Source organism: Pseudomonas sp. MAG002Y (assembly GCF_019400845.1).
Classification (GTDB): domain Bacteria; phylum Pseudomonadota; class Gammaproteobacteria; order Pseudomonadales; family Pseudomonadaceae; genus Chryseomonas; species Chryseomonas luteola.
This window is the reverse complement of sequence record NZ_WOEJ01000017.1, coordinates 37394-63349: the sequence shown is the minus strand read 5'-3', so window position 1 is coordinate 63349 and position 25956 is coordinate 37394. Positions and strand designations below refer to the sequence as shown.

The 25956-nt window shown below is 53.6% G+C and carries 25 protein-coding genes; 12 read left to right on the top strand and 13 right to left on the bottom strand.

Annotation, left to right across the window (positions count from 1 at the left end; translation table 11 throughout):
* Positions 1-10: 10 nt before the first annotated feature.
* The 3 genes from sixA to GM154_RS20615 are packed head-to-tail and all read right to left on the bottom strand — an operon-like array spanning position 11 to position 1793.
* On the bottom strand, positions 11-466 hold the full coding sequence (sixA, locus tag GM154_RS20625) for a phosphohistidine phosphatase SixA (RefSeq protein WP_219653210.1): 456 nt from the start codon (positions 464-466) through the stop codon (positions 11-13).
* Complete coding sequence (locus GM154_RS20620) at positions 463-756, bottom strand: DUF4389 domain-containing protein (RefSeq protein ID WP_219653209.1); 294 nt, start codon at positions 754-756, stop codon at positions 463-465. Before GM154_RS20620 ends, sixA begins: the two co-directional genes overlap by 4 nt.
* Positions 757-764: 8 nt before the next feature.
* Positions 765-1793: an NAD(P)H-dependent glycerol-3-phosphate dehydrogenase gene (locus GM154_RS20615; RefSeq protein WP_219653208.1), complete on the bottom strand. Its 1029-nt coding sequence runs from the start codon at positions 1791-1793 to the stop codon at positions 765-767.
* A gap of 196 nt (positions 1794-1989) precedes the next feature.
* On the opposite strand from GM154_RS20615, the gene GM154_RS20610 reads away from it, so the two are divergent.
* From GM154_RS20610 to GM154_RS20595, 4 genes are all read left to right on the top strand, one after another.
* Entirely contained in the window at positions 1990-3873 is a 1884-nt protein-coding gene (locus tag GM154_RS20610; RefSeq protein WP_219653207.1) for an ATP-binding protein, read from the top strand.
* Between the two features lie 180 nt (positions 3874-4053).
* Positions 4054-4569 carry a 3-hydroxyacyl-[acyl-carrier-protein] dehydratase FabA gene (fabA, locus tag GM154_RS20605; protein ID WP_010797837.1) on the top strand — a complete coding sequence of 172 codons (516 nt, stop codon included), beginning with the start codon at positions 4054-4056 and terminating at the stop codon, positions 4567-4569.
* A 12-nt stretch (positions 4570-4581) separates the two neighbouring features.
* Positions 4582-5799 (top strand): beta-ketoacyl-ACP synthase I, encoded by a 1218-nt coding sequence (gene fabB / locus GM154_RS20600; RefSeq protein ID WP_074827340.1) that lies wholly within the window; start codon positions 4582-4584, stop codon positions 5797-5799.
* A 225-nt stretch (positions 5800-6024) separates the two neighbouring features.
* Positions 6025-7260 (top strand): sugar MFS transporter, encoded by a 1236-nt coding sequence (locus GM154_RS20595; protein WP_219653206.1) that lies wholly within the window; start codon positions 6025-6027, stop codon positions 7258-7260.
* A 107-nt stretch (positions 7261-7367) separates the two neighbouring features.
* Here GM154_RS20595 and ccoM read toward each other — a convergent pair whose 3' ends face one another.
* The 4 genes from ccoM to GM154_RS25715 all read right to left on the bottom strand — a co-directional run bounded on the left by ccoM (position 7368) and on the right by GM154_RS25715 (position 8678).
* Entirely contained in the window at positions 7368-7475 is a 108-nt protein-coding gene (gene ccoM, locus GM154_RS25865; protein ID WP_019365407.1) for a cytochrome c oxidase subunit CcoM, read from the bottom strand.
* Between the two features lie 100 nt (positions 7476-7575).
* Positions 7576-7734 (bottom strand): hypothetical protein, encoded by a 159-nt coding sequence (locus tag GM154_RS20590; RefSeq protein ID WP_010797833.1) that lies wholly within the window; start codon positions 7732-7734, stop codon positions 7576-7578.
* Positions 7731-8312 (bottom strand): alpha-ketoglutarate-dependent dioxygenase AlkB, encoded by a 582-nt coding sequence (locus tag GM154_RS20585; protein ID WP_150347682.1) that lies wholly within the window; start codon positions 8310-8312, stop codon positions 7731-7733. The genes GM154_RS20590 and GM154_RS20585 overlap by 4 nt, the downstream gene beginning before the upstream one ends.
* A gap of 99 nt (positions 8313-8411) precedes the next feature.
* Positions 8412-8678, bottom strand: a complete 267-nt coding sequence (locus GM154_RS25715; RefSeq protein ID WP_010797831.1) for a hypothetical protein — start codon at positions 8676-8678, stop codon at positions 8412-8414.
* A 115-nt stretch (positions 8679-8793) separates the two neighbouring features.
* Here GM154_RS25715 and rapA point away from each other — a divergent pair, with 115 nt between their 5' ends.
* The gene (rapA, locus tag GM154_RS20575) at positions 8794-11616 is read left to right on the top strand and encodes an RNA polymerase-associated protein RapA (protein ID WP_219653205.1); all 2823 of its coding nucleotides are present in this window, start codon (positions 8794-8796) and stop codon (positions 11614-11616) included.
* Between the two features lie 43 nt (positions 11617-11659).
* Here rapA and GM154_RS20570 read toward each other — a convergent pair whose 3' ends face one another.
* The 4 genes from GM154_RS20570 to apbC all read right to left on the bottom strand — a co-directional run bounded on the left by GM154_RS20570 (position 11660) and on the right by apbC (position 15535).
* Complete coding sequence (locus GM154_RS20570; protein ID WP_219653204.1) at positions 11660-12466, bottom strand: MOSC domain-containing protein; 807 nt, start codon at positions 12464-12466, stop codon at positions 11660-11662.
* 96 nt (positions 12467-12562) lie between these two features.
* Positions 12563-13492: a chemotaxis protein CheV gene (locus tag GM154_RS20565; protein ID WP_010797828.1), complete on the bottom strand. Its 930-nt coding sequence runs from the start codon at positions 13490-13492 to the stop codon at positions 12563-12565.
* Between the two features lie 256 nt (positions 13493-13748).
* The gene (gene dcd / locus GM154_RS20560; RefSeq protein ID WP_010797827.1) at positions 13749-14315 is read right to left on the bottom strand and encodes a dCTP deaminase; all 567 of its coding nucleotides are present in this window, start codon (positions 14313-14315) and stop codon (positions 13749-13751) included.
* 125 nt (positions 14316-14440) lie between these two features.
* Positions 14441-15535, bottom strand: coding sequence for an iron-sulfur cluster carrier protein ApbC (apbC, locus tag GM154_RS20555; RefSeq protein WP_010797826.1), 1095 nt, complete (start codon positions 15533-15535; stop codon positions 14441-14443).
* A 162-nt stretch (positions 15536-15697) separates the two neighbouring features.
* Here apbC and metG point away from each other — a divergent pair, with 162 nt between their 5' ends.
* The 7 genes from metG (at position 15698) to GM154_RS20520 (ending at position 23403) form a co-directional block, all read left to right on the top strand.
* The gene (gene metG / locus GM154_RS20550) at positions 15698-17743 is read left to right on the top strand and encodes a methionine--tRNA ligase (RefSeq protein ID WP_219653203.1); all 2046 of its coding nucleotides are present in this window, start codon (positions 15698-15700) and stop codon (positions 17741-17743) included.
* Positions 17744-17875: 132 nt separating this feature from the next.
* Positions 17876-19024 carry an ABC transporter substrate-binding protein gene (locus tag GM154_RS20545; RefSeq protein ID WP_074827353.1) on the top strand — a complete coding sequence of 383 codons (1149 nt, stop codon included), beginning with the start codon at positions 17876-17878 and terminating at the stop codon, positions 19022-19024.
* Positions 19021-20094, top strand: coding sequence for an iron ABC transporter permease (locus GM154_RS20540; protein WP_010797823.1), 1074 nt, complete (start codon positions 19021-19023; stop codon positions 20092-20094). Before GM154_RS20545 ends, GM154_RS20540 begins: the two co-directional genes overlap by 4 nt.
* Positions 20094-20876 (top strand): ABC transporter ATP-binding protein, encoded by a 783-nt coding sequence (locus GM154_RS20535; RefSeq protein ID WP_010797822.1) that lies wholly within the window; start codon positions 20094-20096, stop codon positions 20874-20876. Before GM154_RS20540 ends, GM154_RS20535 begins: the two co-directional genes overlap by 1 nt.
* Positions 20877-21016: 140 nt before the next feature.
* Complete coding sequence (locus GM154_RS20530; RefSeq protein WP_219653202.1) at positions 21017-22396, top strand: RnfABCDGE type electron transport complex subunit B; 1380 nt, start codon at positions 21017-21019, stop codon at positions 22394-22396.
* A gap of 44 nt (positions 22397-22440) precedes the next feature.
* On the top strand, positions 22441-23079 hold the full coding sequence (gene nth / locus GM154_RS20525) for an endonuclease III (protein ID WP_074827356.1): 639 nt from the start codon (positions 22441-22443) through the stop codon (positions 23077-23079).
* Positions 23080-23223: 144 nt separating this feature from the next.
* On the top strand, positions 23224-23403 hold the full coding sequence (locus GM154_RS20520) for a PA3496 family putative envelope integrity protein (RefSeq protein WP_010797819.1): 180 nt from the start codon (positions 23224-23226) through the stop codon (positions 23401-23403).
* 98 nt (positions 23404-23501) lie between these two features.
* Here the strand turns inward: GM154_RS20520 and GM154_RS20515 are convergent, their stop codons facing one another.
* On the bottom strand, positions 23502-24719 hold the full coding sequence (locus tag GM154_RS20515; protein WP_019365393.1) for an argininosuccinate synthase: 1218 nt from the start codon (positions 24717-24719) through the stop codon (positions 23502-23504).
* A 109-nt stretch (positions 24720-24828) separates the two neighbouring features.
* A complete protein-coding gene (locus GM154_RS20510) occupies positions 24829-25779 on the bottom strand; it encodes an OmpA family protein (RefSeq protein ID WP_073450678.1) in 951 nt (316 codons plus the stop codon).
* Positions 25780-25956 lie beyond the last annotated feature (177 nt).

Sequence of the window (25956 nt, the reverse complement as noted above, 5' to 3'; positions counted from 1 at the left end):
GTCGAATCAGTCAAGGATGGAAAAGCTCAACCAGCTCCATGGCACCTGCAATGCGCGTTTCCCCTTCAAGCGTAGCCAGTGAGCCTGTAGCCATACTCAGTGGCTGCTGTAGGTTTCCATGAACCAGAAGACCAGCCAGGTAGCTGACAAAGGGATTATGGGTAGCTAACAGGATATTACTGCCGGAAAGATCATCCAGAAGATCAATAGCCTTGATCACGTCATCATCAGGCGTTATCCAGGGCAAAGTGACAATGGACTCTTTGTGCCCTAGAACACCCCTGACCAGCTCGGCTGTCTGCTGGGCTCGGACGTATGGACTGGCATAAATCACATCGATTCTTTGCCCTAATAGCCGCTCTGCACTGCGCCTGACCTCAGTACGCCCTCTATCCGTCAACGGCCTGAACTCATCGCCCTCTGAACGCGGCTCCGCCTCACCATGCCTTAGCAACCAGAGCGTCATGGCTGTTTCTCTTGCATAGAGGAAGCGGTATCGGGCCAGTCAGCAAGAGGCCATGGCTTTTCTTCTGTAGCAAAGGTTCCGAAACGAACAATCTGCGCCAGATAGCAGGACAAACTCGAACCAAATTCACTTAAGGCGTCACTTGGTGTGCCTTTGACGAGGCGATAGCCCAGCTGAGCAATTACCACACCTGCAAAAAGGTACTGCGACACTAACCATACAAGCAGGAAAATCACCATCCAGATAAGACGCAACGCGAGGCTTTCGCGCTCATGAGTGTCTGCTGACATATTCTCTCCTAGGTTTCGGAGCCTATCGGCAAATAGAAATCGACATCGGTTTTCGGCTCCCCACGCATCAACGCAGCAATAACCTGATCCAACGTGCGGGACTCGAAAAGTACCGCATACAGGCCTTGCACCAGCGGCATGTAGACGCCGAGTTCATCGGCTTTTTCCTTGAGGACACGCAAGGTGTTAACTCCTTCCGCCGTCTCCCCCATTCGAGCAACTGCCGCCTCAAGCGTAAGGCCCTCACCCAATGCATGCCCTACCTGATAGTTGCGGCTCTTGGGCGAAGAACAAGTGACGATAAGATCACCTACCCCGGCCAAACCCATGAATGTAATGGGATTGGCACCCTGCTGTACGGCAAAGCGAGTCATCTCGGCGAGCGCGCGGGTAATCAGCATGCTGCGGGTGTTTTCACCCATATTCAGCGCAGCTGCCAGCCCCGCCATGATGGCATATACGTTCTTCAAGGCTCCGGCCAGCTCTACTCCCAGCCGGTCACGGCTGGCATAGACCCTGAAGGTACGCCCATGGAGAACAGCCTGCACCTGCTGGCAGAGCGCATCATCTTCACTGGCAATAACGGTAGCCGTCAGTGCGTGCTCTGCAATCTCTCGCGCCAGGTTAGGTCCTGAAATCACACCAATTCTGGCTTTCGGTGCGATCTCCTCAAGGATCTGGCTCATCAGCTTGAAGGTATGCGCTTCAATTCCTTTGGTGAGGCTGACCAACGCCTTACCAGCCAGGCGATCGGCTACCGGGGCAAGCACATTACGTAACGCACTGGAGGGCAGCGCGACAAAGACAATGTCACACCCTGCCAGAGAGGCATCAAGATCACATCCCGACTCGACAGATTGATGAACCTTTATGCCCTTTAGATACCGCGGATTCTCACGAACTTGACGAATAGCTTCAGCCTGCTCAGGATCGCGCATCCAGAGCTTTACAGGATGACCATTCTCCGCCAGCAGATTGGCCAGGGCAGTTCCAAAACTGCCTCCGCCCAAGACTGCTATAGGTTGCTTTACACTCATCGGGTTATCCATTTATGCCGCAATGTGCGACGGTATCCACATTATACGAAGCCCCTATTTAACATTCCGCTCTCTTTTATTGAACCATGTGTAATTACCGTATCCTTCTTCCTGAAGGTGGACGCTAACACCATAACGGCCAGAATGGCCTATTGTAGTAAGAGCATCGAGCTCAAGGCTCACGGAGAACGCTCTATTGGACAAGCGACGCGGCTGGGGCATACGTACCCGTACTTTAGCCATCAGCCTGGGACCTGCCCTGATTATTACACTGGTACTGACGGGCTATTTCACATACGCCCGCCTTCAGGATCTGCATCACGAACTCAGTCACACAGGTCAGCTGATTGCAATTCAGTTGGCATCTGCCAGTGAATATGGGGTCTCGACCGACAACCTGCCGATGCTACGCAACCTCCTGGAGGCCACACTGGCGACCCGCTACGTTCGCTTTATCGAAATCCGCGATCGTCAGGAGCGCATCATCATGTATGCGCATAATCCGCCCCCCAATGCGCAATCGGCTTCACAGGTAGAGATATTTCACGCAAGCATCAGCCGCTCGGGCACACCCAATTCGAATGGGTCCCTTGGCCGTGTTGCCGTTGGCGTGACCAACGAAGCCTTCCATGAGCGCCAACAGGCTATTTTGACCAAGGCAGGCGCACTGGCCTTACTGGCACTTGGGCTTACCTTCTTGCTGGCCTGGCGCCTGGCCAAGCGCCTTTCCGCGCCGCTAAGCGACATGGGTCGTACCGTGAATGCCATTCGCGCAGGCGACTACCACAGCCGTCTTCCGGTACCAGACAACTCCGAAATGGGCGTATTGGCGCATCTGATCAATGATCTTGCCCAAGCCCTGCAGCGGGCCAGTGAAGAGCAACAGCGCAGCATTGATCAGCTGGTTGCGGCACGTGAAGAGGCCGAGCAGGCCAACCGCGCCAAATCAGACTTCCTCGCCATGATGAGTCATGAGCTTCGTACACCACTCAATGGCGTACTGGGCATGTTGCAGCTCCTTGAAACCACAGAGCAATCCCGCGAGCAAAGTGAATACACCAGCCTTGCTACCGAATCCACAGAGCATTTGCTGAAAGTCATCAACGATGTTTTGGATTTCTCACGCATCGAGCGTGGTGCGCTGGAGCTGGAAAGCATTCCATTCAATCTGGCCGACCTGATTACAGGTTCGGTGCAGGTTTTCCAGCACAGTGCAACACAACGTGGTCTGCAGCTGGCGCTTGAAGGCGCCGAAAGTCTGGAGCGACTGGAGGTTACAGGAGACCCGACGCGCCTGAGGCAGATCCTGGTCAATCTGGTTGGCAATGCACTCAAATTTACCGAGAGCGGCTTAATCGAGGTTAAATGCTACTGCCAACCTCTGGATGAGCGCCTGCTCTGGCTCACCTGCTCGGTACACGATAGCGGCATAGGTATTTCGGCAGAACGTCTGGAACGCATGTTTGATGCCTTCCAGCAGGCAGACCCAACCATCAGCCGCCGTTACGGAGGTACCGGGCTTGGACTGTCCATCGCACGCACACTGGCGGAGCGGATGGGTGGATCGCTTCATGCCATAAGCCAGGAAAGCCAGGGATCAACCTTTACGCTCGAATTGCCGCTTCCCTTCCGACACGTCCAGCAGACAGAGCGCAACCAGTCTCCTCTTCAGGAGTTTCAGGCCAATGGACTGAACGTCCTGCTGGTTGAGGATAACCCGGTCAATCAGACAGTTATCGAAGCCATGTTACGCAGCCTGGGGTATCATATTACTATCGCAGGGGATGGAGCCCAGGCGGTAAGTCTGGCCGAGCAGCAGTCTTTCAGTGCAATTCTCATGGACTGTCGCTTACCGGTGCTGGATGGCTATCAGGCTACTCGCCTGATCCGCCAACAGCCTGGGCCTATGGTTCCCATCATTGCACTGACGGCTAATGCGCTGCAGGGGGATCGGGAAAATTGTCTGGCTGCCGGAATGAATGATTATCTGGCAAAACCCTTCAAGCGAGCTGATCTTCAGCAGATGCTGCAACGCTGGATTAGCCAGCCCGAGCGGTCTCGAGGAGCAACGTCCTTGTAATCGGATATGCATCACTATTGGAGTATTTGATCTCCAACGTGCACAATTCGTCTTTCGCGAGGTTTTACCGCCTCGCTGTGACTTTAAAAATGGCTTGGCTGTCTATGTGGTGGCTGTCCAATAGCGAGAGCGACACTATAATCGCCGACATTGATCACCAGGCCAGCTACAGGAGCTTGCATGACCAAACAACACGCCTTCACCCACGAAGACTTGCTGCGCTGCAGCCGTGGCGAGCTATTCGGCCCGGGTAATGCGCAACTGCCCGCCCCGAACATGCTGATGATCGATCGGATCACTCATATCAGCGATGTAGGCGGCAAGTACGGTAAGGGTGAACTGGTCGCCGAGCTGGATATCAATCCAGATCTCTGGTTCTTTAAATGCCATTTCGAAGGTGACCCGGTAATGCCAGGCTGCCTGGGCTTGGATGCCATGTGGCAATTGGTAGGTTTCTATCTTGGCTGGCAGGGAAATCCTGGCCGCGGCCGTGCGCTGGGCTCAGGAGAGGTCAAGTTTTTTGGCCAGGTACTGCCCACTGCCAAGAAAGTGACCTACAACATACATATCAAGCGCACCATTACACGTTCGCTAATTCTAGCCATTGCAGATGGTACGGTTAGCGTTGATGGTCGCGAGATTTACTCGGCCGAAGGTCTTCGTGTCGGCCTATTCACTTCAACAGAAAGTTTCTAAGGGTCCTTCCGCATGCGTCGCGTCGTGATCACCGGCTTGGGCATTGTTTCTTGCCTCGGCAATGACAAAGACACCGTTTCCGCCAACCTGCGCGCAGGTCGTCCCGGCATTCGTTTCAATCCGGAATATGCCGAAATGGGGCTTCGCAGCCAAGTGTCCGGGTCCGTCGACCTGAACCTGGAAGAGCTGATCGACCGCAAGGTCAAGCGCTTCGTGGGTGATGCAGCCGCCTATGCCTACCTGGCAATGGAACAGGCTGTCAAAGACTCAGGCTTGACCGAAGAGCAGGTTTCAAACCCACGTACCGGCCTGATTGCCGGCTCCGGGGGCGCCTCTACGTTCAACCAGATGGAAGCGCTGGATATCTTGCGCGAAAAAGGCGTCAAGCGTGTCGGCCCCTACCGGGTTACTCGTACTATGAGCAGCACGGTATCGGCTTGCCTTGCAACGCCTTTCAAAATTAAAGGCCTGAACTATTCCGTGGCATCGGCCTGCGCAACCAGTGCGCACTGCATTGGCCTGGCGATGGAGCAGATTCAACTGGGCAAGCAGGACGTCGTGTTTGCCGGTGGCGGTGAAGAGGAACATTGGTCCCAGTCCTTCCTGTTCGACGCCATGGGCGCCCTGTCTAGCCAGTACAACGAAACCCCTGAAAAGGCTTCCCGCGCGTACGATGCCAATCGTGATGGCTTTGTCATCGCTGGCGGCGGCGGTATGGTTGTAGTCGAGGAGCTCGAGCATGCCCTTGCTCGTGGTGCCAAGATTTATGCAGAAATTGTAGGCTACGGTGCAACATCCGATGGCTATGACATGGTTGCGCCGAGCGGTGAAGGCGCTGCACGCTGCATGCGCCAGGCGATGTCTACAGTGGACGCCCCGATTGACTACCTGAACACCCACGGCACCTCCACCCCGGTGGGTGATGTTGCGGAGATCAAGGCGGTACGGGAAGTCTTTGGTGACAAGGCCCCGGCCATCAGCTCTACAAAGAGCCTGTCAGGTCACTCTTTGGGCGCCGCTGGTGTTCATGAAGCGATCTACTGCATGTTGATGATGGAAGGCAACTTCATCGCTGGCTCAGCCAATATCGATGAGCTCGACTCTCAGGTAGCAGACTTGCCCATTCTTCGTGAGACTCAGGAGAATGCCAAGCTCGACGTCGTCATGAGCAACAGCTTTGGCTTTGGTGGAACCAACGCCACGCTGATTCTCAAGCGATGGAATAGCTGATCCAGCGCCGCGTGCAACACCCTAAAACCCGCACACCGTGCGGGTTTTTTTACAACCAAAACATGACTTTAGACGAACTTTTTAAAAATTTAACCTCTCGCTGAATCGATTTCTGCACGGTTCATAACTATTATTCCGCGCGGATTGAACCGAAACGGATTGGATCAATCATATGCGAGCTTTAAACGGGCGTTTATTTGAGTCGCCTACCCCTTTGGAGAGAAGATGAATAATTCCAACGAAGTTCCAAATTACAGAGGCCCCCTGTCGGTACTGACCGTACTGTTCTTCATGTGGGGATTGATTACCTCGCTGAATGATATTCTGGTTCCTCACCTCAAGGCTGTCTTCACGCTGAGCTACGTTCAAGCCTCGCTGATTCAGTTCTGTTTCTTTACCGCGTACTTCATCGTCTCGTTCCCGGCAGGTCGCCTGGTTGAGGGGCTTGGCTACAAGAAGGGAATTATCTTCGGTTTATGTACAGCTGCTGTTGGCTGTTTGCTGTTTTATCCAGCTGCCGGAGCGCACTCCTACGCCTTCTTCCTACTGGCCCTATTCGTACTAGCGGGTGGTATCACTGTCCTTCAGGTGGCAGCCAACCCCTACGTTACTGTTCTTGGTAAGCCGGAAACCGCTGCAAGCCGTCTGACCCTGACTCAGGCCTTCAACTCCTTGGGCACAACCGTAGGCCCGCTGATTGGCGCCGTAACCATTCTGGCACTGGTCGAGCACAGCACAGATGCCTCTTCGGTACAGATGCCCTACCTGATTCTGGCCGGTATGCTTCTGGCAATTGCCGTGGTCATTGGCTTTATCAAATTGCCGCAAATCAAAGGCGGTAATGACGAAGTTCAGACCCAGCAGAACAGCGCTCCTCAGCACGAAGCCAAAAGCATCTGGCAGTACAAGCACCTTCTTCTCGGTGTTATCGGTATTTTCATGTATGTAGGCTCCGAGGTATCGATCGGCACCTACCTGATCAGCCTGATGGAAAGCCCTGACGTGGCAGGCCTCTCGAGTGATGTAGCTGGACGCTACCTGGCTCTGTACTGGGGCGGCGCGATGGTAGGCCGCTTTGTCGGTGGTGTGATCATGGCACGCGTCAGACCTAACTATGTGCTGGCCTTCAACAGCGTTGCAAACGTCGTATTGCTTGCGATTGCCATGGCAGTCAGTGGTAAGGCAGCAATGTGGGCTCTGCTTTGCATTGGTCTGTTCAACTCCATTATGTTCCCCACCATCTTCTCCCTGGCTCTAGACGGCCTAGGCAAGTTCACCAGTAAGGGCTCTGGTCTGCTGTGCATGGGCATCGTTGGCGGCGCACTGGTTCCGTTTATCCAGGCTATGTTTGCTGACTCTATCGGCCTGCTGATGTCGTTCTTTGTTCCGATGCTGGGCTATGTCTACATTCTCTTCTACGGTTTGAAAGGCTATCGCACCAAACCTGTAGTTGCTCACTAAACACAAAAGGCTGGCTTTTTAGCCAGCCTTTTTCTAATCCCTGAAAATAAAGCAAAAAAAGGCGACCGAAGTCGCCCAAGTGCCTTGCGTGCCCTTTGTCCAGAAGGTCAGCGTTTATGCATATCCTTCCAGACGATGAAACCTACAACCGCAACAAACAGCGAAATCGAAGCCAACGCGCCGATACCCATTGTGATGACATCATCGATAAACATGGTGATGATCTCTGCGGCCAAGCAATGGGTATACGTTAAACGAGAGACAGCTTCGGATTATTGACCTCAGTCAATGGTTGGGTAGGTAGGTAACTGACACTCAACGTTTCTTGGGCTTTGACTTGCCTTTCTTTTTGGGCTTCGCCAATGGCAGAGCCTGTTCGAACGCCTGACGCATCTCGTTCAGCCGTTTTTCATTCAAATCATGGATGCGCTTGCTTCGCTCGGAAGTAAAATCAATCAGGTTGTTATCGCTCACGTTCGTATCCAACGAAAAGTAAGATTGAGTCGAGAAGACATAGACCGTTTTGTACGGGCAACTTGATGCTGCCAATAATGCTGGGTAGCACCTCGCATAACCAGAAGCGAGCCGTGCGTTAGCTCGATGGAATGCTCGATACGTTGCACACCGCGACGACGCAGATCGAAACGTCGCGCCTCCCCCAGGCTTAACGAAGCAATTGTAGGGTTTCGGCCCAGCACAGCCTCGTTATCACTATGCCAACCCATGGCATCTTGGCCGTTACGATAATAGTTGATCAACACCCCATTGAATGGGTGTTCACAAAACCGACTCACTCGACCACGAATATCGCCAAGAAGCTCCGTCCAAGGCAAAGAAGGATGCGCAAGACTGGAATATCCATAACTGATTCCAGGATCACCATACCAAGCAACGAGCCTGGGGGTTGGATAGCTCTTGCCGTAAACCTGCACCTGCGGCTGCTCCCATGGCGTTTGTTTAATCAGCTCCGCCATCCAGTCGTCAGCTTCCTGAGAAACAACCCAAGACTCATAGAGCGTCACATCGGCATTCGCCAAACCTGTCTGAGTCATGGCCTCCCTTCTCCTTCCCGAGAGGGCTTGCGGCCGACCCTCTCTTGGCATTGACTTATACAGAGCGCTATATATGGCTTGATAGAACCCAGCCGCCGCCTAAACTTTGATATCAACACACTGCCCTTTTTCGGAAGGTTCCATCAATGCTTCGGCACGCTCATCCGGCAGTAAAACCTGCAGTCCCCGCTTACGCTTGCGACGTTTTTCGCTTTCCTGCTCCAGCTTTTGCTCATCCAGAACGGATTGAAAGCCCGCGTCCTTTGCATGGGCGACAGCTGTTACTGGAGCGATGTCCGGTCGAGGCTTTACGGAATCGTGCTGCGTAGTGATCGGAATCAAGGCTTGCGGTATGGGCGGTAACATCAACTTGTCCTCTCGCGATATACCTATTTAAAGATTTTATGCCATCAGGCTTTGGCCTCGGCGGGCGCATTCGTTAACATAACCGGCTTTTTGAATGGGCGGGAGAAGCTACTACATGGCGCAGTATCAACCTGGGCAACGTTGGATCAGTGACAGTGAAGCCGAGCTGGGGCTCGGTACCATCCTGGCACAGGATGGACGCCTTCTGACCGTACTGTATCCGGCTACCGGAGAAACACGCCAGTATGCTCAACGCAACGCACCCTTGACCCGCGTACGCTTCGCACCAGGTGATGAAATCACCCACTTTGAAGGTTGGAAACTCACCGTTCGTGAGGTGGAAGAAAACGAAGGCCTGCTCACCTATCACGGTTTGAATGCCAAAAACGAACCTCGCACGATGACCGAGGCTGAACTGTCCAACTTTATTCAGTTCCGTCTGGCAAGTGATCGTCTTTTCGCAGGTCAAATCGACCCGCTTTCCTGGTTCAGCCTGCGTTACCACACACTTGAACACAGCAGTCGTCTCTTACAATCGCCACTCTGGGGGCTGGCAGGCGCTCGAGCCCAACCTATCCCACACCAGCTGCATATTGCCCGTAGTGTAGCTGACCGTATTGCTCCACGTGTCCTTTTGGCCGACGAAGTGGGCCTTGGCAAGACGATCGAAGCAGGTCTTGTTATCCATCGTCAGCTGCTCAGTGGTCGTGCGCGTCGCATTCTGATTCTTGTGCCTGAAAACCTCCAGCATCAGTGGCTGGTAGAGATGCGCCGGCGCTTCAATCTGGAAGTCGCCCTGTTCGATTCAGAGCGCTTCCGCGCCAGTGACGCGACCAATCCTTTTGAAGATAATCAGATTGCTTTGGTCTCTTTGGACTGGCTAAAGCGTGATGAGCGCGCCCAGGACGCCGCGTTTGCAGCCGGCTGGGACCTTATGGTTGTGGATGAAGCCCATCACCTTGTATGGCACCCGGAACAGGTAAGTCCCGAATATGCTCTGGTCGAGCAGCTGGCTGAAGTCATCCCTGGCGTCCTGCTTCTGACCGCTACGCCCGAACAGCTTGGTCAAGACAGCCACTTTGCCCGCCTGCGCCTGCTGGATCCTAATCGCTTCCACGATCTTGAAGCATTCCGTAATGAAAGTGCCAATTACCGCCCGGTTGCCGAAGCTGTTCAAGAGCTGCTGGACCACGGCACGATGAGCGATGCTTCACGTGCTGCCATTCATGGCTTCCTGGGCGAGGAAGGCGACACGCTGCTTACATCCGCTGCGGCTGGTGACGAAGAGGCTCGCTCACGTCTTATTCGTGAGCTGCTGGACCGTCACGGGACAGGTCGGGTTCTTTTCCGTAATACTCGCGCCGCAGTGCTGGGCTTTCCAGAGCGAAACCTGGATGCATCAGCCTTGCCCTTCCCGGATCAGTACATGGATGCCAGCGCCTCGCTGTATCCTGAAACACTGTATGTTCCAGAGGATGAAAACGATCGCTGGTGGCGCCATGACCCACGTGTAGAGTGGCTGATTGAAACCCTCAAAAGCTTGAAAAAATTCAAGGTTCTAGTCATCTGTGCACATGCAGAGACTGCACTGGATTTGGAAGACGCCTTGCGACTGCGCTCGGGCATTCCGGCCACGGTTTTCCATGAGCGGATGAGCATTCTTGAACGTGACCGGGCTGCCGCCTACTTCGCTGACGAAGAATTTGGGGCGCAGGTACTGATCTGCTCTGAAATTGGTAGTGAAGGACGCAACTTCCAGTTTGCCCATCATCTCGTGTTGTTCGATCTACCCGCGCACCCTGACTTGCTGGAGCAGCGAATCGGCCGTTTGGACCGGATCGGTCAGCGCCACACTATTCAGCTGCATGTTCCTTACCTCGAAGGTAGCGCACAGGAGCGCAAGTTCCAGTGGTACCACCATGCACTGAATGCGTTTCTGTCAACCTGCCCTACCGGCAATACGCTAGAGCAGCGCTTCGGTGAACAGCTCAACACGCTGCTCCCTGGTGGAGATGAGGACAGCTGGCAAGCTCTGCTTGAAGAGGGTCGCCGCACACGTGAAGCACTTGAAGCCGAGCTGCATACAGGCCGCGATCGGTTGCTTGAGCTTAACTCCAGTGGCTCCGGCGAAGGTGAAGAGCTTCAGGAGGCGATCCTGGAACAGGATGACGAGTTTGCACTGCCGATCTATATGGAGAAGCTATTGGATGCCTTTGGCGTCGACAGCGAAGACCACTCCGATAATGCGCTCATCCTCAAGCCCAGCGAAAAAATGCTCGATGCAGGCTTCCCCCTGGGTAACGATGAAGGCGTGACGATTACCTATGACCGGGATCTGGCCCTGGCACGTGAAGACATGCAGTTTCTTACCTGGGAGCACCCCATGGTCCAGGGCGGCATGGACCTTGTGCTATCAGGCTCGATGGGCAACACGGCAGTAGCGCTGATCAAGAACAAGGCACTCAAGCCTGGCACAGTACTGCTTGAACTGCTTTACGTCAGCGAGGCGGTAGCCCCACGTTCACTTCAGTTGACTCGCTTCCTGCCCCCAATTGCCCTTCGCTGCCTGCTGGATGCAAACGGCAATGATCTGGCTGCACGCGTTTCGTTCGAGACGCTTAATGATCAGCTGGAAAGCGTACCACGCGGAAGCGCCAACAAGTTTGTTCAAGCCCAGCGTGACGCCTTGAGCAAACTCGTGGCGGCTGGCGAAGGCAAGGTATTGCCTCGTCATAACGAGCGCGTCGAACTGGCACGTCAGCGTTTCGTTGCCAACATGGACGAGGAGCTGGCTCGCTTGACGGCATTGCAAGCCGTCAACCCAAGTGTTCGTGATACTGAAATCGACACCCTGCGTCAGCAGCGTGAAGAAGGTATTACCCATTTGGACAAAGCATCGCTACGCCTTGAATCCATACGGGTTCTAGTAGCTGGTTGATGACAAAGGCCCTTCTCAGAAGGGCCTTTTCATTTCCACTGCGCTATGCCAACACCTCAACAGGCATACCGATATTCACTGCGCCTGGATTAAGCTGGATCAGATTCTGCCCAAAGTAAACGGCGCCCTCATGTTCTCTATAAGTCTTCAGTGTTGCTAAAGGCTCCCGGTCATGACTGCGCACGCTGGTAACCGGATCAACAGTAATCAGTACACACCGAGAGCAAGGCTTCACAATACGAAATTCAACCTCCCCTATTCGTATATGCGTCCATTTATCCTCCGCGTAAGCCTTGCTACCTTCAACGACCAGATTAGGTCTGAACCGCCTCATATCCAAAGGCCGGCCCACGCGCTGAGCCAGATCATCCAGAGAGGCTTGGCCAATCAGTAGCAATGGAAAACCATCTGCGAAATTAACGTAATCACCAGGACTGGCATAAGCAGTATCAACCTGACGCGCCCGACTTTCGGGCATGTACACCAAGCGACAAGGTCTGTCCAAGAAGGTGCTTAACCAGGCATTGGCTTCTTCTCCTGCCTCTGGAACCTGGAACGTGTCTCGCCAGAGTGTGACGCCCTGCAGGGCCTCATCTGGCAGAGGAACGGAAATTTCAAGCGTTGACATTCCAGGGGCATTAAGCGAGAGACAACCGTTACTGATCCAACGGGCTACAATCTGCCCCATGCTGGGTAACAATCGCTGGGTCAGGAAACGTCCTGTCGAAGCCTCTACCACCATCCATCGCCGATCACCCGCCACGCCTAGGCAATCAATATCGGCACGCTCAAGAAGCTCAGGCGCAGTAGATTTGACGGGATAACGATAAAGTCCGCTGAGACGAAACATGGCACGGCTTCCTGTCGACCAAAGAAGCCGTGAGTCTAGAAAAGATCAGCGCCTGTGTGCAGGCTTGACGGACAAAATTATCGTCAGGACCTACACTTATTGGTCTAGCAGGCTCAATCGGGTTCGTACCGCCTCAACCAACAAATCAGGCTGGAACTTGGACAGGAATGCGTTGCAGCCTACTTTCTTGACCATCGCCTCGTTGAAACTACCGGATAGCGAGGTATGGAGTACGACGTAGAGGCTACTGAGCTGAGGATCCTGACGGATCTCCGTCGTTAGGCGATAGCCATCCATCTCCGGCATTTCAGCGTCTGTAATAAGCATTAGCAGCTTTTCAGAGACATTGACCCCGTCCTTGGCCCATTGCTTGAGCTTTTGCAACGCCTTGAGACCATCCGTAGCGATGTGGAACGTCAAACCGAGCTGCGTCAACGTATCGCGCATCTGATTGAGCGCGGTGCTGGAGTCATCCACCAACATAATTTCACGTGACTTCGCCTTGGTCAGCAACGAGTCATCCAAGCGCTCACGGGAGACTTTGACGTTATAAGGCACAATTTCAGCCAGCACCTTTTCCACATCAATAACTTCGATCAGCTTGTCCTCGAACTTGGTAATAGCCGTCAGATAATGTTGACGACCGGCTCCACCCGGAGGGGGTTGGATGCTGTCCCAGTTAAGGTTGATGATGCGATCTACGCTTCCTACCAGGAACGCCTGGACGGTGCGGTTGTACTCAGTGACGATAATCGTGCTGTTTTGATCAGGCACAATCGGCCTCATGCCAATGGCACATGCCAGGTCAATAACCGGCAGTGTTTGTCCGCGCAGATGAATGACACCGCAGACCATCGGATTACGCTTGGGCATTAAAGTCAGTTTGGGCAGGTGCAGCACTTCCTGCACCTTAAACACATTGATGGCAAACATCTGCCGACTGGACAGACGAAACATCAGTATTTCCAGACGGTTCTCGCCTACCAGCTGCGTGCGCTGGTCGACAGAGTCAAGAATGCTAGCCATGCCAAATCTCCTAAGAATAGCGTTTCCTAGGTATCGGCCATCTTGCAAGGACCTTGAAGCGAAACTCTGCAAAAGCCCGTCCGCTCAGCCACGACAGATGGCTGTATGGCTCTTACTGTATCGGCATGCGGTAGGGTCTACTTAAAGCGTTCATTACGCCTCCGTCTAACCGGCCTCTTAATACAGTTGAGCAGACTGGTTAGATCAGCAGGCATGAAAAAGCCGGGACACGCCCGGCTTCTTCCACTATTGTCAGTCAGGCTTTCGGCAGTGTTACACCGCGTTGCCCCTGATACTTTCCACCACGATCCTTGTAAGACACCTCGCAAGGCTCGTCAGATTCCAGGAACAGCATTTGAGCCACGCCTTCGTTAGCATAGATCTTAGCTGGCAGGTTGGTAGTATTGGAGAACTCCAATGTTACGTGCCCTTCCCACTCCGGCTCAAGCGGCGTGACATTCACAATAATGCCACAGCGGGCATAAGTGCTTTTGCCAAGGCAGATGGTCAATACGTTACGAGGAATACGGAAGTACTCGACGGTACGCGCCAGCGCAAAGGAGTTTGGCGGAATAACGCAAACATCTCCCTTGATATCGACGAAGCTTTTTTCATCGAAATTCTTCGGGTCGACGGTAGCTGAATGGATGTTGGTGAATACTTTGAATTCATCAGCGCAGCGCACATCGTAACCGTAGCTGGACACGCCAAAAGAGATCAGCCGGTCGGCTCCCTCCCCACGCATCTGCCGCTCAACGAACGGCTCGATCATGCCGTGTTCCTGGGCCATGCGGCGAATCCACTTATCTGCTTTGATGCTCATGGCACTGTCCTGTCAGGGGTAAAAACATAACCGCACATCTTACCGGTACGGCGGCACTCATCAAAGACCTAAACCATGAGAAAGCGAAGGACCAACGCTATTCAGTCCCTCGCTCGTCAATGGTATCAGTCGTCCGAAACCGTGATAGTGGGCATGATGGCAGCCTTTTTTCCACTCTGGGCAATGCGTGCGCCAACATGACGCGCCATATCCTGATAAATCATGGCGATCTGGCTGTCTGGATCAGCGATGGCCGTAGGACGTCCTTGGTCCGCCTGCTCGCGAATAGCCATGGATAGCGGCAGAGAGGCTAGAAGATCAACCCCATACTGACTGGCAAGCTTGTTGCCGCCGCCCTCGCCAAACAAATGCTCGGCATGACCACAATTCGAGCAGATGTGCACAGCCATATTCTCGACTACGCCCAACACTGGAATATTGACCTTACGGAACATCTCAACGCCCTTCTTGGCATCAAGAAGGGCCAGATCCTGCGGAGTCGTTACGATGACAGAACCAGCTACAGGAACCTTCTGGGCCAGCGTAAGCTGGATGTCACCCGTGCCTGGCGGCATATCGATGACGAGGTAATCCAGATTATTCCAGGCGGTCTGAGTAATCAGCTGCAGCAGCGCGCCCGACACCATCGGACCACGCCACACCACAGGTGTGCGCTCATCGGTCAGGAAAGCCATGGACATGACCTCGACCCCATGTGCCACCAGCGGAATGAACCACTTCTCATCCTGGATCTTGGGACGTGTACCTTCAGGCAAACCAAACATGATGCCCTGGCTGGGGCCGTAGATGTCGGCATCCAGGATACCTACTCGAGCCCCTTCACGTGCCAGGGCCAGCGCGAGGTTGGCAGAAGTCGTGGACTTGCCGACCCCACCCTTACCAGATGCGACCGCAATAATATTCTTTACGTTCGACATCGCCTCAACCTGAGGCTGAGCCGCATGGGGCTTGATGACACACTGGATCTGGACATCCGCCTGGGTAACACCTGGCAGGTTTTCCAGCGAATTCTTGAGCACCTGTGCCATGCCATTCTTGAACAGTCCCGCCGCATAACCCAGTTCGATGCTAACGACGATGTGTCCGCCGTTAAGGGTGACATCGCGCAGGCAACCTGCGGTGACCAGGTCCTGGTTGAGGTAGGGATCGGTGTACTGGCGCAGAGTGGCTTCTACCACTTCGCGGGTAAGTGCGCTCATAACAGCTCCAAACAAGGGTACGGTGTAATCGTAGTCACTATGCTACCGGTCAGACAGGATAAAACCTACCCGAATACTCAGCTATTGGACCAGGCGTGAAAAAAAACGGTTCGGCCTTTATAGTGTTCAATTATTTTTAGCCTTAATTGACAGTCGAGCCCTATGTCCGAACCCCGGAAGATTCTTGTCACTAGCGCCCTCCCCTATGCCAACGGTTCGATTCACCTTGGCCATATGCTGGAGTACATCCAGACTGACATCTGGGTGCGCTATCAAAAACTGCGCGGCAACCAGTGCATATATGTCTGTGCCGATGATGCCCATGGCTCCGCCATCATGCTGCGCGCCGAACGTGAAGGCGTTACGCCGCAACAGCTTATTGATGGTGTTCGTACCGAGCACATGGCGGATTTCACCGATTTTCTTATTGATTTCGACAATTACTATTCGACGCACTCGGAAGAGAACCGTGCACTGGCAAGCCAGATCTATCTGAAGCTACGGGATGCTGGCCACATTGCTACACGTGCAGTGACCCAGTACTTCGACCCGGACAAGAACATGTTCCTGGCTGACCGCTTCATCAAGGGCACCTGCCCTAAATGCGGCACCGAGGATCAATATGGTGATAACTGCGAAAAGTGTGGCGCTACCTATGAGCCAACGGATCTGATCAATCCAAAGTCAGCCATCTCCGGCGCGACACCTGTTCTCAAGGAATCGCAACACTTTTTCTTCAAGCTACCTGACTTCGACGCCATGCTCAAAAGCTGGACGCGCGGCGGCGCCTTACAGGAATCAGTAGCCAACAAGATTGCCGAATGGCTCGATGCCGGTCTGCAGGAGTGGGACATCAGCCGTGACGCGCCTTACTTCGGCTTCGAAATCCCTGATGCGCCTGGCAAGTATTTTTATGTCTGGCTGGACGCTCCAATTGGCTACATGGCCAGCTTCCAGAACCTGATCACTCATCGTCCGGAACTAGGTCTTGAGTTCGATGCATTCTGGGGCAAGGACTCAACCGCAGAGCTCTATCACTTTATTGGCAAGGACATCGTCAACTTCCATGCCTTGTTCTGGCCTGCCATGTTGGAAGGCGCAGGCTACCGAAAGCCTACCGCCGTCAACGTTCATGGTTACGTTACGGTAAATGGGCAGAAAATGTCGAAGTCACGCGGTACATTCGTCAAGGCACGTACTTACCTTGAGCATCTCTCGCCTGAATACCTGCGTTACTACTATGCCGCCAAGCTGGGTCGCGGTGTAGATGACCTGGACCTGAACCTTGAAGATTTTGTCCAGAAAGTCAATTCCGATCTGGTGGGCAAGGTTGTCAATATCGCCAGCCGCTGTGCTGGCTTCATTCACAAGGGTAATAACGGGCTCTTGATCGAGGCTAACCCGGCACCCGAACTCTGGCAGGCATTTCAGACCGCTGCTCCCAGCATCGCCGAAGCCTATGAAGGTCGGGAGTTTGGGCGCGCCATGCGTGAAATCATGGCGCTGGCCGACCAGGCTAACGCCTGGATTGCTGAAAAAGCGCCTTGGGCACTGGCCAAGCAGGAAGGCAAACAGGATGAAGTCCAGGCAATCTGCGCATTGGGCATCAATCTCTTCCGTCAACTGGTCATCTTCCTCAAGCCCGTACTCCCCAAGCTCGCAGAGGCCGCCGAAACGTTCCTGAATATAGCTCCGCTGCACTGGGAAGATCTTTCAACGGCATTGGCGAATCATCAGCTAAACCCGTTTGCACCCCTCATGACACGAATCGAATCTGCAAAAGTGACCGAGATGATCGAAGCATCAAAAGAAGATCTGACTGCCAGCACTACAGCGCCTCAGGCCTCCAATAATGGTGAGCTGGCCAAGGAGCCTATTGCAGGAACCATCGACTTCGATGCCTTTTCCGCTGTAGATCTGCGAGTGGCACGTATCGTTAAGGCTGAAGCGGTGGCAGGGGCTGACAAGCTTCTGCAACTCACGCTCGATATTGGCGACGAATTGCGCAATGTGTTCTCTGGAATCAAGAGCGCCTATGACCCCGCTACGCTGGAAGGCCGCCTTACTCTGTATGTTGCCAATCTGGCTCCCCGCAAGATGCGCTTTGGTGTTTCCGAAGGCATGGTGCTGGCAGCCGGTCCTGGTGGGAAAGATATTTTCTTGTTAAGTCCAGACGCTGGCGCCTTGCCAGGTCAACGTGTGAAGTAATCAAAACGGCCGCTATAAGCGGCCGTTTTCTTACAAGTGGTTGAACAATAACGGCTAAATATTGCAAAGAGACTTGAAAACATAAGCTGTTAGTCGCCTAATAATAAAGCATCTCATTTGCAGGGAAGAGTAATGTTTAATTCCATATTGTCTGGCAAGCGCTGGCTTGGCCTTCTATCAGGCTTTTCTCTGGCTGCCATCATGTCGAGTGGTCTTCATGCTGAGACTATTACTGATATCGCTGGCCGCCAGGTAGAAATTCCTGCCAAGGTTGACCGTATCCTTCTGGGCGAAGGACGGATGCTTTATGCACTGGCTCTACTGGAAGGCGACAAGCCACTCGACCGTATTGTTGGCTGGCAAGGTGAACTCAGTACCGTAGACAAGCAGGGCTACGCGGCCTATCAGGCCAAGTATCCTCAAATCGACAAGATCCCGACTATTGGCAAAACGTCTGAAGCCAGTGTCAACGATGAAAAAGCGATCTCCCTGAAGCCTGATATTGCAATTTTCGGCATTGCTGGTCACGGCCCGGGCGTCAAGAATGAGCTGGTAGAGCAGCTAAAGGCTGCAGGTGTGCCGGTTGTTTTCATTGATTTCCGTCAGCACCCCATGCAAAACACCATTCCCAGTATGCGTGTACTTGGCAAGGCTGTGCATCGAGAAAAGCAGGCTGAAGATTACATTGCGTTCTATCAACGTCATCTGGATCGAATTCAGAAAACCGTCTCAACTATCCCTAGCGACAAACGTCCCAATGTCTTCATCGAAATGCTGGCAGGTATCTGGCCTGGCGCAGCGTGCTGCCATACGGCCGGTAAAGGCAATTTTGGCGAATTTATCGAAGCGGCTGGAGGCAACAACCTGGCCGCTCCCCTGCTGCCTGGCGTAATCGGCGACATCAATGCCGAGACCCTTCTGAGTGTTAACCCTGATATCTACATTGCAAGTGGCACTCGGGACATGAGCTCCACTGACAATGGCTTGAAGTCAGGCACAGGCGTTACAGATGATGCCGCGGCCGCCAGCCTGCAAGGTCTGCTCAAGCGTCAGGAAATCGCGCCGCTCAGAGCTGTTCATGAAGGTCGTACGTACGGCATCTGGCATAATTTCTATAACTCGCCCTACAACATTTTGGCCATCGAGGCATTTGCCAAATGGTTCTACCCGGACGCGTTCAAGGACGTCGACCCCAAGCAAACGCTGGATGAGCTGAATAACCAGTTCCTTCCTGTCGATATCCGTGGCGCCTACTGGACGCAAGCCAAGAGTAATCCATGAACGCCAAGCAATCGATTGAGCATCCTGCCCTGGATGCCTCTCTCTCTAACGATTACCGCTCGCTCCTGAGTAAGCGACTCCTTATTCTGGCGATCTTCGTAATCGCGATTGGTTGTTCGTTATTACTGGACTTCACGCTCGGGCCGGCCGGCCTGAGCGTTAGTGATCTCTGGCAAACCCTGGTGCATCGCGAATCGGTCAGTCCTAGTCAGGCGGTTATTGTCTGGAATATTCGTCTCCCGCAAGCGCTCATGGCCGTTTGTGTCGGCGCAGCGTTAGGCCTTGCCGGCGCCGAAATGCAGACAATACTGAATAACCCTCTGGCCAGCCCTTTCACGCTAGGGCTTTCACACGCCGCCGCGTTCGGAGCGGCCCTGGCCATTGTGTTGAATCTGGGCATTCCGGGTGTACCCAGCGAGTGGCTTATCTCGATCAACGCCTTTGTGTTTGTTCTGGCAGCAACCCTTCTACTCGACGTTGTCGCACGGCTTCGTCAAGCCACAACCAGCGCCATTGTGCTGTTCGGTATTGCCTTGGGCTTTACCTTTCAGGCACTAGTATCGCTGGTTCAATTTGTTGCCAGTGAAGATACGCTTTCAGGACTGGTCTTCTGGACCATGGGAAGCCTTGCCCGAGCCACCTGGCTCAAGCTCGGCATTCTGGCGCTGGCACTTGCCATCGCACTTCCCTTGTCGCTTCGTCGGGCATGGCAGCTGACAGCGTTACGACTCGGTGAGGATCGTGCAGCCAGCTTTGGAATCAATGTCAAGCGCTTAAGGCTAGGCACCCTGCTGAGAGTTAGTATTCTCACCGCCCTGGCTGTGGCGTTTGTAGGCACCATCGGCTTCATTGGCTTGGTAGGCCCGCACATTTCTCGCCTGATCTTTGGCGAAGATCACCGGTTCTATCTACCTGCCAGCGCCTTGGCCGGTGCGTTGATTCTTTCACTTGCATCTGTTGCATCCAAGAACCTGCTCCCCGGCGTGCTGATACCGGTTGGAATCGTAACGGCTCTTGTGGGTATACCCTTTTTCCTCACGGTTGTCCTGCGCAACAAGGGAGGCCTGTAATGCACGCGTTATCTATGCAGGGGCTGAATGTTGGCTATGGCAAAAAAACGATCATTCAGGACCTTACCCTTGAAGGCATTACGCATGGCAAGGTAACCGCCTTGCTCGGTCCCAACGGAAGCGGTAAGTCAACTTTACTCAAGGCCATCGCTGGCCTGACGCCGGCCAAAGGCACCATCACACTGGACGAAGAGGCGCTTACCAGCCTGAGCTTTGCCAAACGCGCGGAGAAAGTGGTCTATCTTCCCCAGACATTGCCTGCCAGCGTCCATCTGCGTGTTTTCGAGTCGCTTCTGGTTGCACGCCGCGCCTCTGGGCAGCCGCATGCCAAAGACACTGAGGACGCGCTTACCCTGCTTAGGCGCCTTGAGATCGAGCACTTGGGCATGCACTACCTTGACCAGCTCTCTGGTGGACAAAAGCAGTTGGTAGGTCTGGCACAGGCCCTGATCCGCAGGCCGACACTGCTTTTACTTGATGAGCCCCTGAGCGCACTCGATCTGAACTTCCAGTTTCATGTGATGGACGTGATAGCCCAGGAAACACGTCAGCGCGATATGGTTACCCTTATCGTGTTGCACGATATCAACATCGCCTTGAGACAAACCGACCATATTGTCATGCTCAAGAATGGACGCCTGGCGGCTCATGGCACTCCGCAGAGCGTGATCGATGCGGATAGTCTGGCAGAAGTTTATGGAGTTCGCGCACGGATTGAGTCTTGCTCCAAAGGGCGACCGCAAGTCCTGATCGATGGCCTCCATAGCGCCTCATTGATCTAGCAGCCTGCCGCTGGCCGGCGGCAGGTGTTCATTCATGGTCATATCCCGGATAATACGCGCCTGTTTGGCTATCCGCTTTATCTGCTGACCATGCTTGAATTTGTTTTTGGCGCCATGCGCACGTCACTGGATGTATGTGCATGAGCCTGATACATGCAATCGACGCGCTTCTACCTCAAACCCAGTGCGGTAAATGTGGCCATCCTGGCTGTCTCCCTTATGCCACTTCCATTGCGGCGGGCGAAGCCATTAACAAATGCCCTCCCGGTGGGGATGAAACCATTCATGATCTGGCCGTGCTACTGGGCGTCGAGGCCACGCCTCTGGACTCACCCTACCCGCCCACACCTGCTCAGGTAGCGTTCATTCGTGAGGCAGAGTGCATTGGCTGTACCAAATGCTTAAAGGCTTGCCCGGTAGATGCCATCGTAGGCGCAGCAAAGCTGATGCACACGGTCATGGCGGCTGAATGTACCGGATGTGAACTGTGCATTGCGCCTTGCCCTGTCGACTGCATCGACCTGAACCCGCTACCTGTACAACCTTCTCACGAACAGCAACGGCAGCAAGCGGCTCATTACCGCTTACGCTATGACGCACACAACGCACGTCTGGCGCGTGAAGAGCAGCGTAAACAGGCCGAGCGAGATGCACGTCTGGCACGCTCTCAATTGTCAACAGAGGCGGTTAAAACTGCCACGTCAGTCGATCCTGTCCAGGCAGCAATATCGCGCATCAAAGCTCAGAAAGATCCATCCACTGATGCGGACGTAATACTTAAAAAACTCAAGATCAATGCCTCTACAGCCCAAATGGCGCTCAAGAAGGCTGAAAAGCAGCTGGCTCAGCGTGCCACACAACAATTGGAAGATCAGGTTAAATGGCTCAAGCAGGCCGCTGAAGCCGCTCAGAAAGCGCTGGATGAAGCGCTGAGTGGTAGCCGCCCTTCAAGCCAAGCCCAACCGACCGATGTTTCTGCTGAAATAAAGCGAGCCAAAATCAATGCCGCCATGGCACGAGCGCAACTCAGTAAAGCTGAGAAAGCATTCGGGCAACAGCCAACCCCGGAACAGCAAGAGCAGCTGAGCATGCTTCACGGTTCAGCTGCCGCTGCTGCACAAGCCCTGGCAAATCTTGAAGATCAGACGCCGTCCAAGACGCCGGACGCATTGAAACAGGCAAAGTTGGGTCTAGTAAGTGCCCGTGCCGCGTTTCGCTCGGCAGAGCGTAACGGTGCGCCTCAAGAGGAGCTTTCGCAACTGCGCCAAATGCTTCATCAGGCTGAGAACGCTTTGGACATGGCTGAAAAGGCTTCAGACAGACCTCTGCCGGAGCATACTCGGATACAGAAAAGCCCTGTCGACCCTCTAACGCGGACCCTTAAGACGCAGATCGCTTATGCCAAGGCAGAAGTAAAACGCCTTGAACGCGACAGGGACACTTCCGAGAATGTCTTGTTGGAAGTACGTGGCCGATTGACCGAGCTGGAAAATAAACTGTCAGAGCATTTGGCATCGTAATGATGCGTTAGCCCTTATACCGTGAAAGCCGAGCCACTATTCCCATGAATGCCGCCAAGCGCCTGGAAATCTTTCGTCGTCTCCACGAGGACAACCCTGATCCCAAGACCGAGCTGTCCTACACGACGCCTTTCGAATTACTGATTGCCGTAATGCTATCGGCACAAGCCACCGATAAAGGGGTCAATAAGGCAACCGCAAAGTTGTTCCCAGTGGCCAACACTCCGGAAACCCTGTATGCCCTTGGTGTGGATGGGCTTTCTGCATACATCAATACGATCAATTTCTATAACACAAAAGCCAAGAACGTTATCGAGACCTGCCGTATTTTGATCGAGCAGCACAACGGTGAAGTCCCACAGACACGTGAGGCACTGGAAGCCCTTCCTGGCGTAGGTCGTAAAACTGCAAATGTCATTTTAAATACAGCGTTTCGGCAGTTTGCAATGGCCGTTGATACGCATATTTTTCGTGTCAGCAACCGGACCAATCTTGCTCCAGGAAAAAATGTAGTTGAGGTGGAGCAAAAGCTTCTCAAGGTGGTTCCGAAGGAATATCTGCTGGATGCACACCACTGGTTGATTCTGCATGGGCGCTACGTGTGTCAGGCGCGAAAACCCCGCTGTGGGAGCTGTCGCATTGAGGACCTGTGCGAATACAAAGCCAAGACATCGGATAATTGATAAGTACCGTAACTTTCAAGCTGATCGATTAAAAAAATCTTTTTTACGACTCATCACTTTGTCGCTATAAGGTGCGCCAAAAGGGCTGTGTAGTCCTCTCAAACTGCATCCGCTCCTTGACCACCTCATGCTAGGAGTTTTCTCATGGCGAGCGAGAAAAGTGATATCGAACTTGATGATGACTTCGTAGAAACCGAGGGTGACGTTGAAGCTGCTGATGTCCCTGTCAGCAAAACCAACCTTACCAAGCGCCGCTTGATAGACAATATGCTTGAAGAGCGTCGCTTGAAGCGTCAGATCTCGGAATACGATTTCGATCTGTAAATAAAAAAAGCCCAACCGGGCTTTTTTTATTAGCGCTTAAGAGCGAGAGCCCCTCCAGACGGAACGGCTGCCCAGGTATTGATCCGGGGCAAGATCACTCAAAACAATTTGCGCCCGCTATTAGCGGCGATACGCATACGCAATGCATTGAGCTTGATGAAACCTGCTGCATCAGCCTGGTTGTAAGCACCACCGTCTTCTTCAAACGTAGCGATATTCGCATCGAACAGGGAATCGTCAGATTTACGACCAACGACAATTACGTTGCCTTTATACAACTTCAGACGTACGACCCCGTTTACGTTGGACTGGGAAGCATCGATCATCTGCTGCAGCATCAGGCGTTCGGGACTCCACCAATAGCCGGTATAGATCAGGCTCGCATAGCGAGGCATGAGCTCATCCTTGAGGTGGGCGACTTCACGATCCAGGGTAATGGACTCGATAGCTCGGTGGGCCTTGAGCATAATGGTGCCGCCAGGCGTTTCATAGCAGCCACGCGACTTCATTCCCACGTAACGGTTCTCAACGATATCCAGACGGCCAATACCGTTTTCGCCACCGATGCGATTGAGCTCAGCCAGCACATGGGCAGGCGTCATGTCCTTGCCATCGATAGCCACGATATCACCAGCACGGTAAGTCAATTCGATATACGTCGGCTGATCCGGAGCAGCCTCTGGCGACTTGGTCCAGCGCCACATGTCCTCCTCATGCTCAGTCCATGTGTCTTCCAGCACACCACCTTCATAAGAGATGTGTAGGAGGTTAGCATCCATGGAATAAGGCGATTTTTTCTTGCCGTGACGCTCGATCGGGATATTGTGCTTTTCTGCATAATCCATGAGCTTTTCGCGGGACAACAAATCCCACTCACGCCAGGGTGCAATAACCTTTACGCCAGGCTTGAGCGCATAGGCTCCCAGTTCGAAGCGTACCTGATCATTGCCCTTGCCGGTTGCACCGTGGGAGATGGCATCAGCGCCCGTTTCGTTGGCAATTTCGATTAATCGCTTGGCGATAAGCGGACGAGCAATGGAAGTACCTAGCAGGTATTCGCCTTCGTATACCGTATTCGCCCGGAACATCGGATAAACGAAATCACGAACGAATTCTTCACGCAGGTCTTCGATGAAGATTTCCTTGACGCCTAAAGCCTTGGCTTTAGCGCGAGCGGGCTCCACTTCTTCCCCTTGGCCAAGGTCCGCTGTAAATGTTACGACTTCACAGTTATAGGTATCCTGCAGCCACTTGAGGATCACCGAAGTATCCAGGCCGCCCGAATACGCCAGGACTACCTTCTTGACGTCCGTCATGCCACTCGCTCCCACGCATTGCTTAGAAAGAAGATGATTCTACTTGCCAAGCGGAGCTATTTATAGAGGCGCGACACAAGAAGTTGCCTAGGCGACACCCGGTACGCTATTAACTGCTTGGCTTACCACCTTGCGAAGCTGTAGCTGGAACGGCCGCCGGCGCGTCGGCTGGCGCTGCCGTAGAAGACTCTGGCTTGGAGTCAGAGGCTACAGGCTCACGGGTAAACACCATCGACACCCTTCTGTTCTTGGCTCGATTTGCCTTGCTGTTATTGGCAACCAAAGGATACTGCTCTCCAAAAAAGCGAATTTCCATTTGCTCCTCAGGAACGCCGCTGGCTTTCAGGTACTGCATGACAGCCATTGCACGCAGCCGCGATTCCTGGCGGTTATCGAGTCGATTACCGGAATTATCGGTAAAGCCAGAAATCACTACATGATTTACAGTGGGATCGGCTTTGAGATACTGAAGAATGATGTCCAGCTTGTTACGTGCCACTTCATCCAGATCACTTCCCCCCTTGGGAAAGCCAACCAGGGAGTGACGAATTTGATCAAAGTTGACTGGCAGAAGCTTGGCAGCACACAGCTGGAAATCCTGATACGCCGACTCAAACCTCGCGGGTAAAATACGAACCTCAAGCGGGTCGCCATTACGGCTACGCGATTTGATCAATGGACTGCGACCTTCCATCAATCCGGTCAGCAGGCGCCGCCCCTGACTCTCGCTCGTATTGAGCGGAGTATTGCCACTTTGAATTCTGATTGAACCCAGCGACTCATCACCTCGTCCCGGCTGCCATGGCGTAGCGGCAGCCAGCAGCGTCGCAGAGCCTTGGGAAAGCCAGTTTTCAGATGTTTTGAGCCTGAAGGTAGGTTGCTCTCCGGCACGACGAACAAACTCACCCGTACCAAAGCGGGGAACATCCTGAGAAAGCCGGCATTCAAACTGATCGCCCTCCACTTTCCATCCCGCTTTTTCAATGCGGTCCTGGAATGTGATGCCCATTGCCGGCAGGCTGGCCAGGAGCGGTAGAAGGGTCAAGTAACGAAGGCGCACGGGGAGGCTCCGAATCCAATAGAAGAATCTTACCCTTGTGATATCGGTTCATTACCCAGAAAACTTGAATACAATCAGCACCTGGATAGTACGCCAACGCTACGCAGGCGGCATTGCTTTAGAACAACTCTGCCTGTTTCACCCAATGGATCAGCTATTCTGAAATACTTCTAGGCT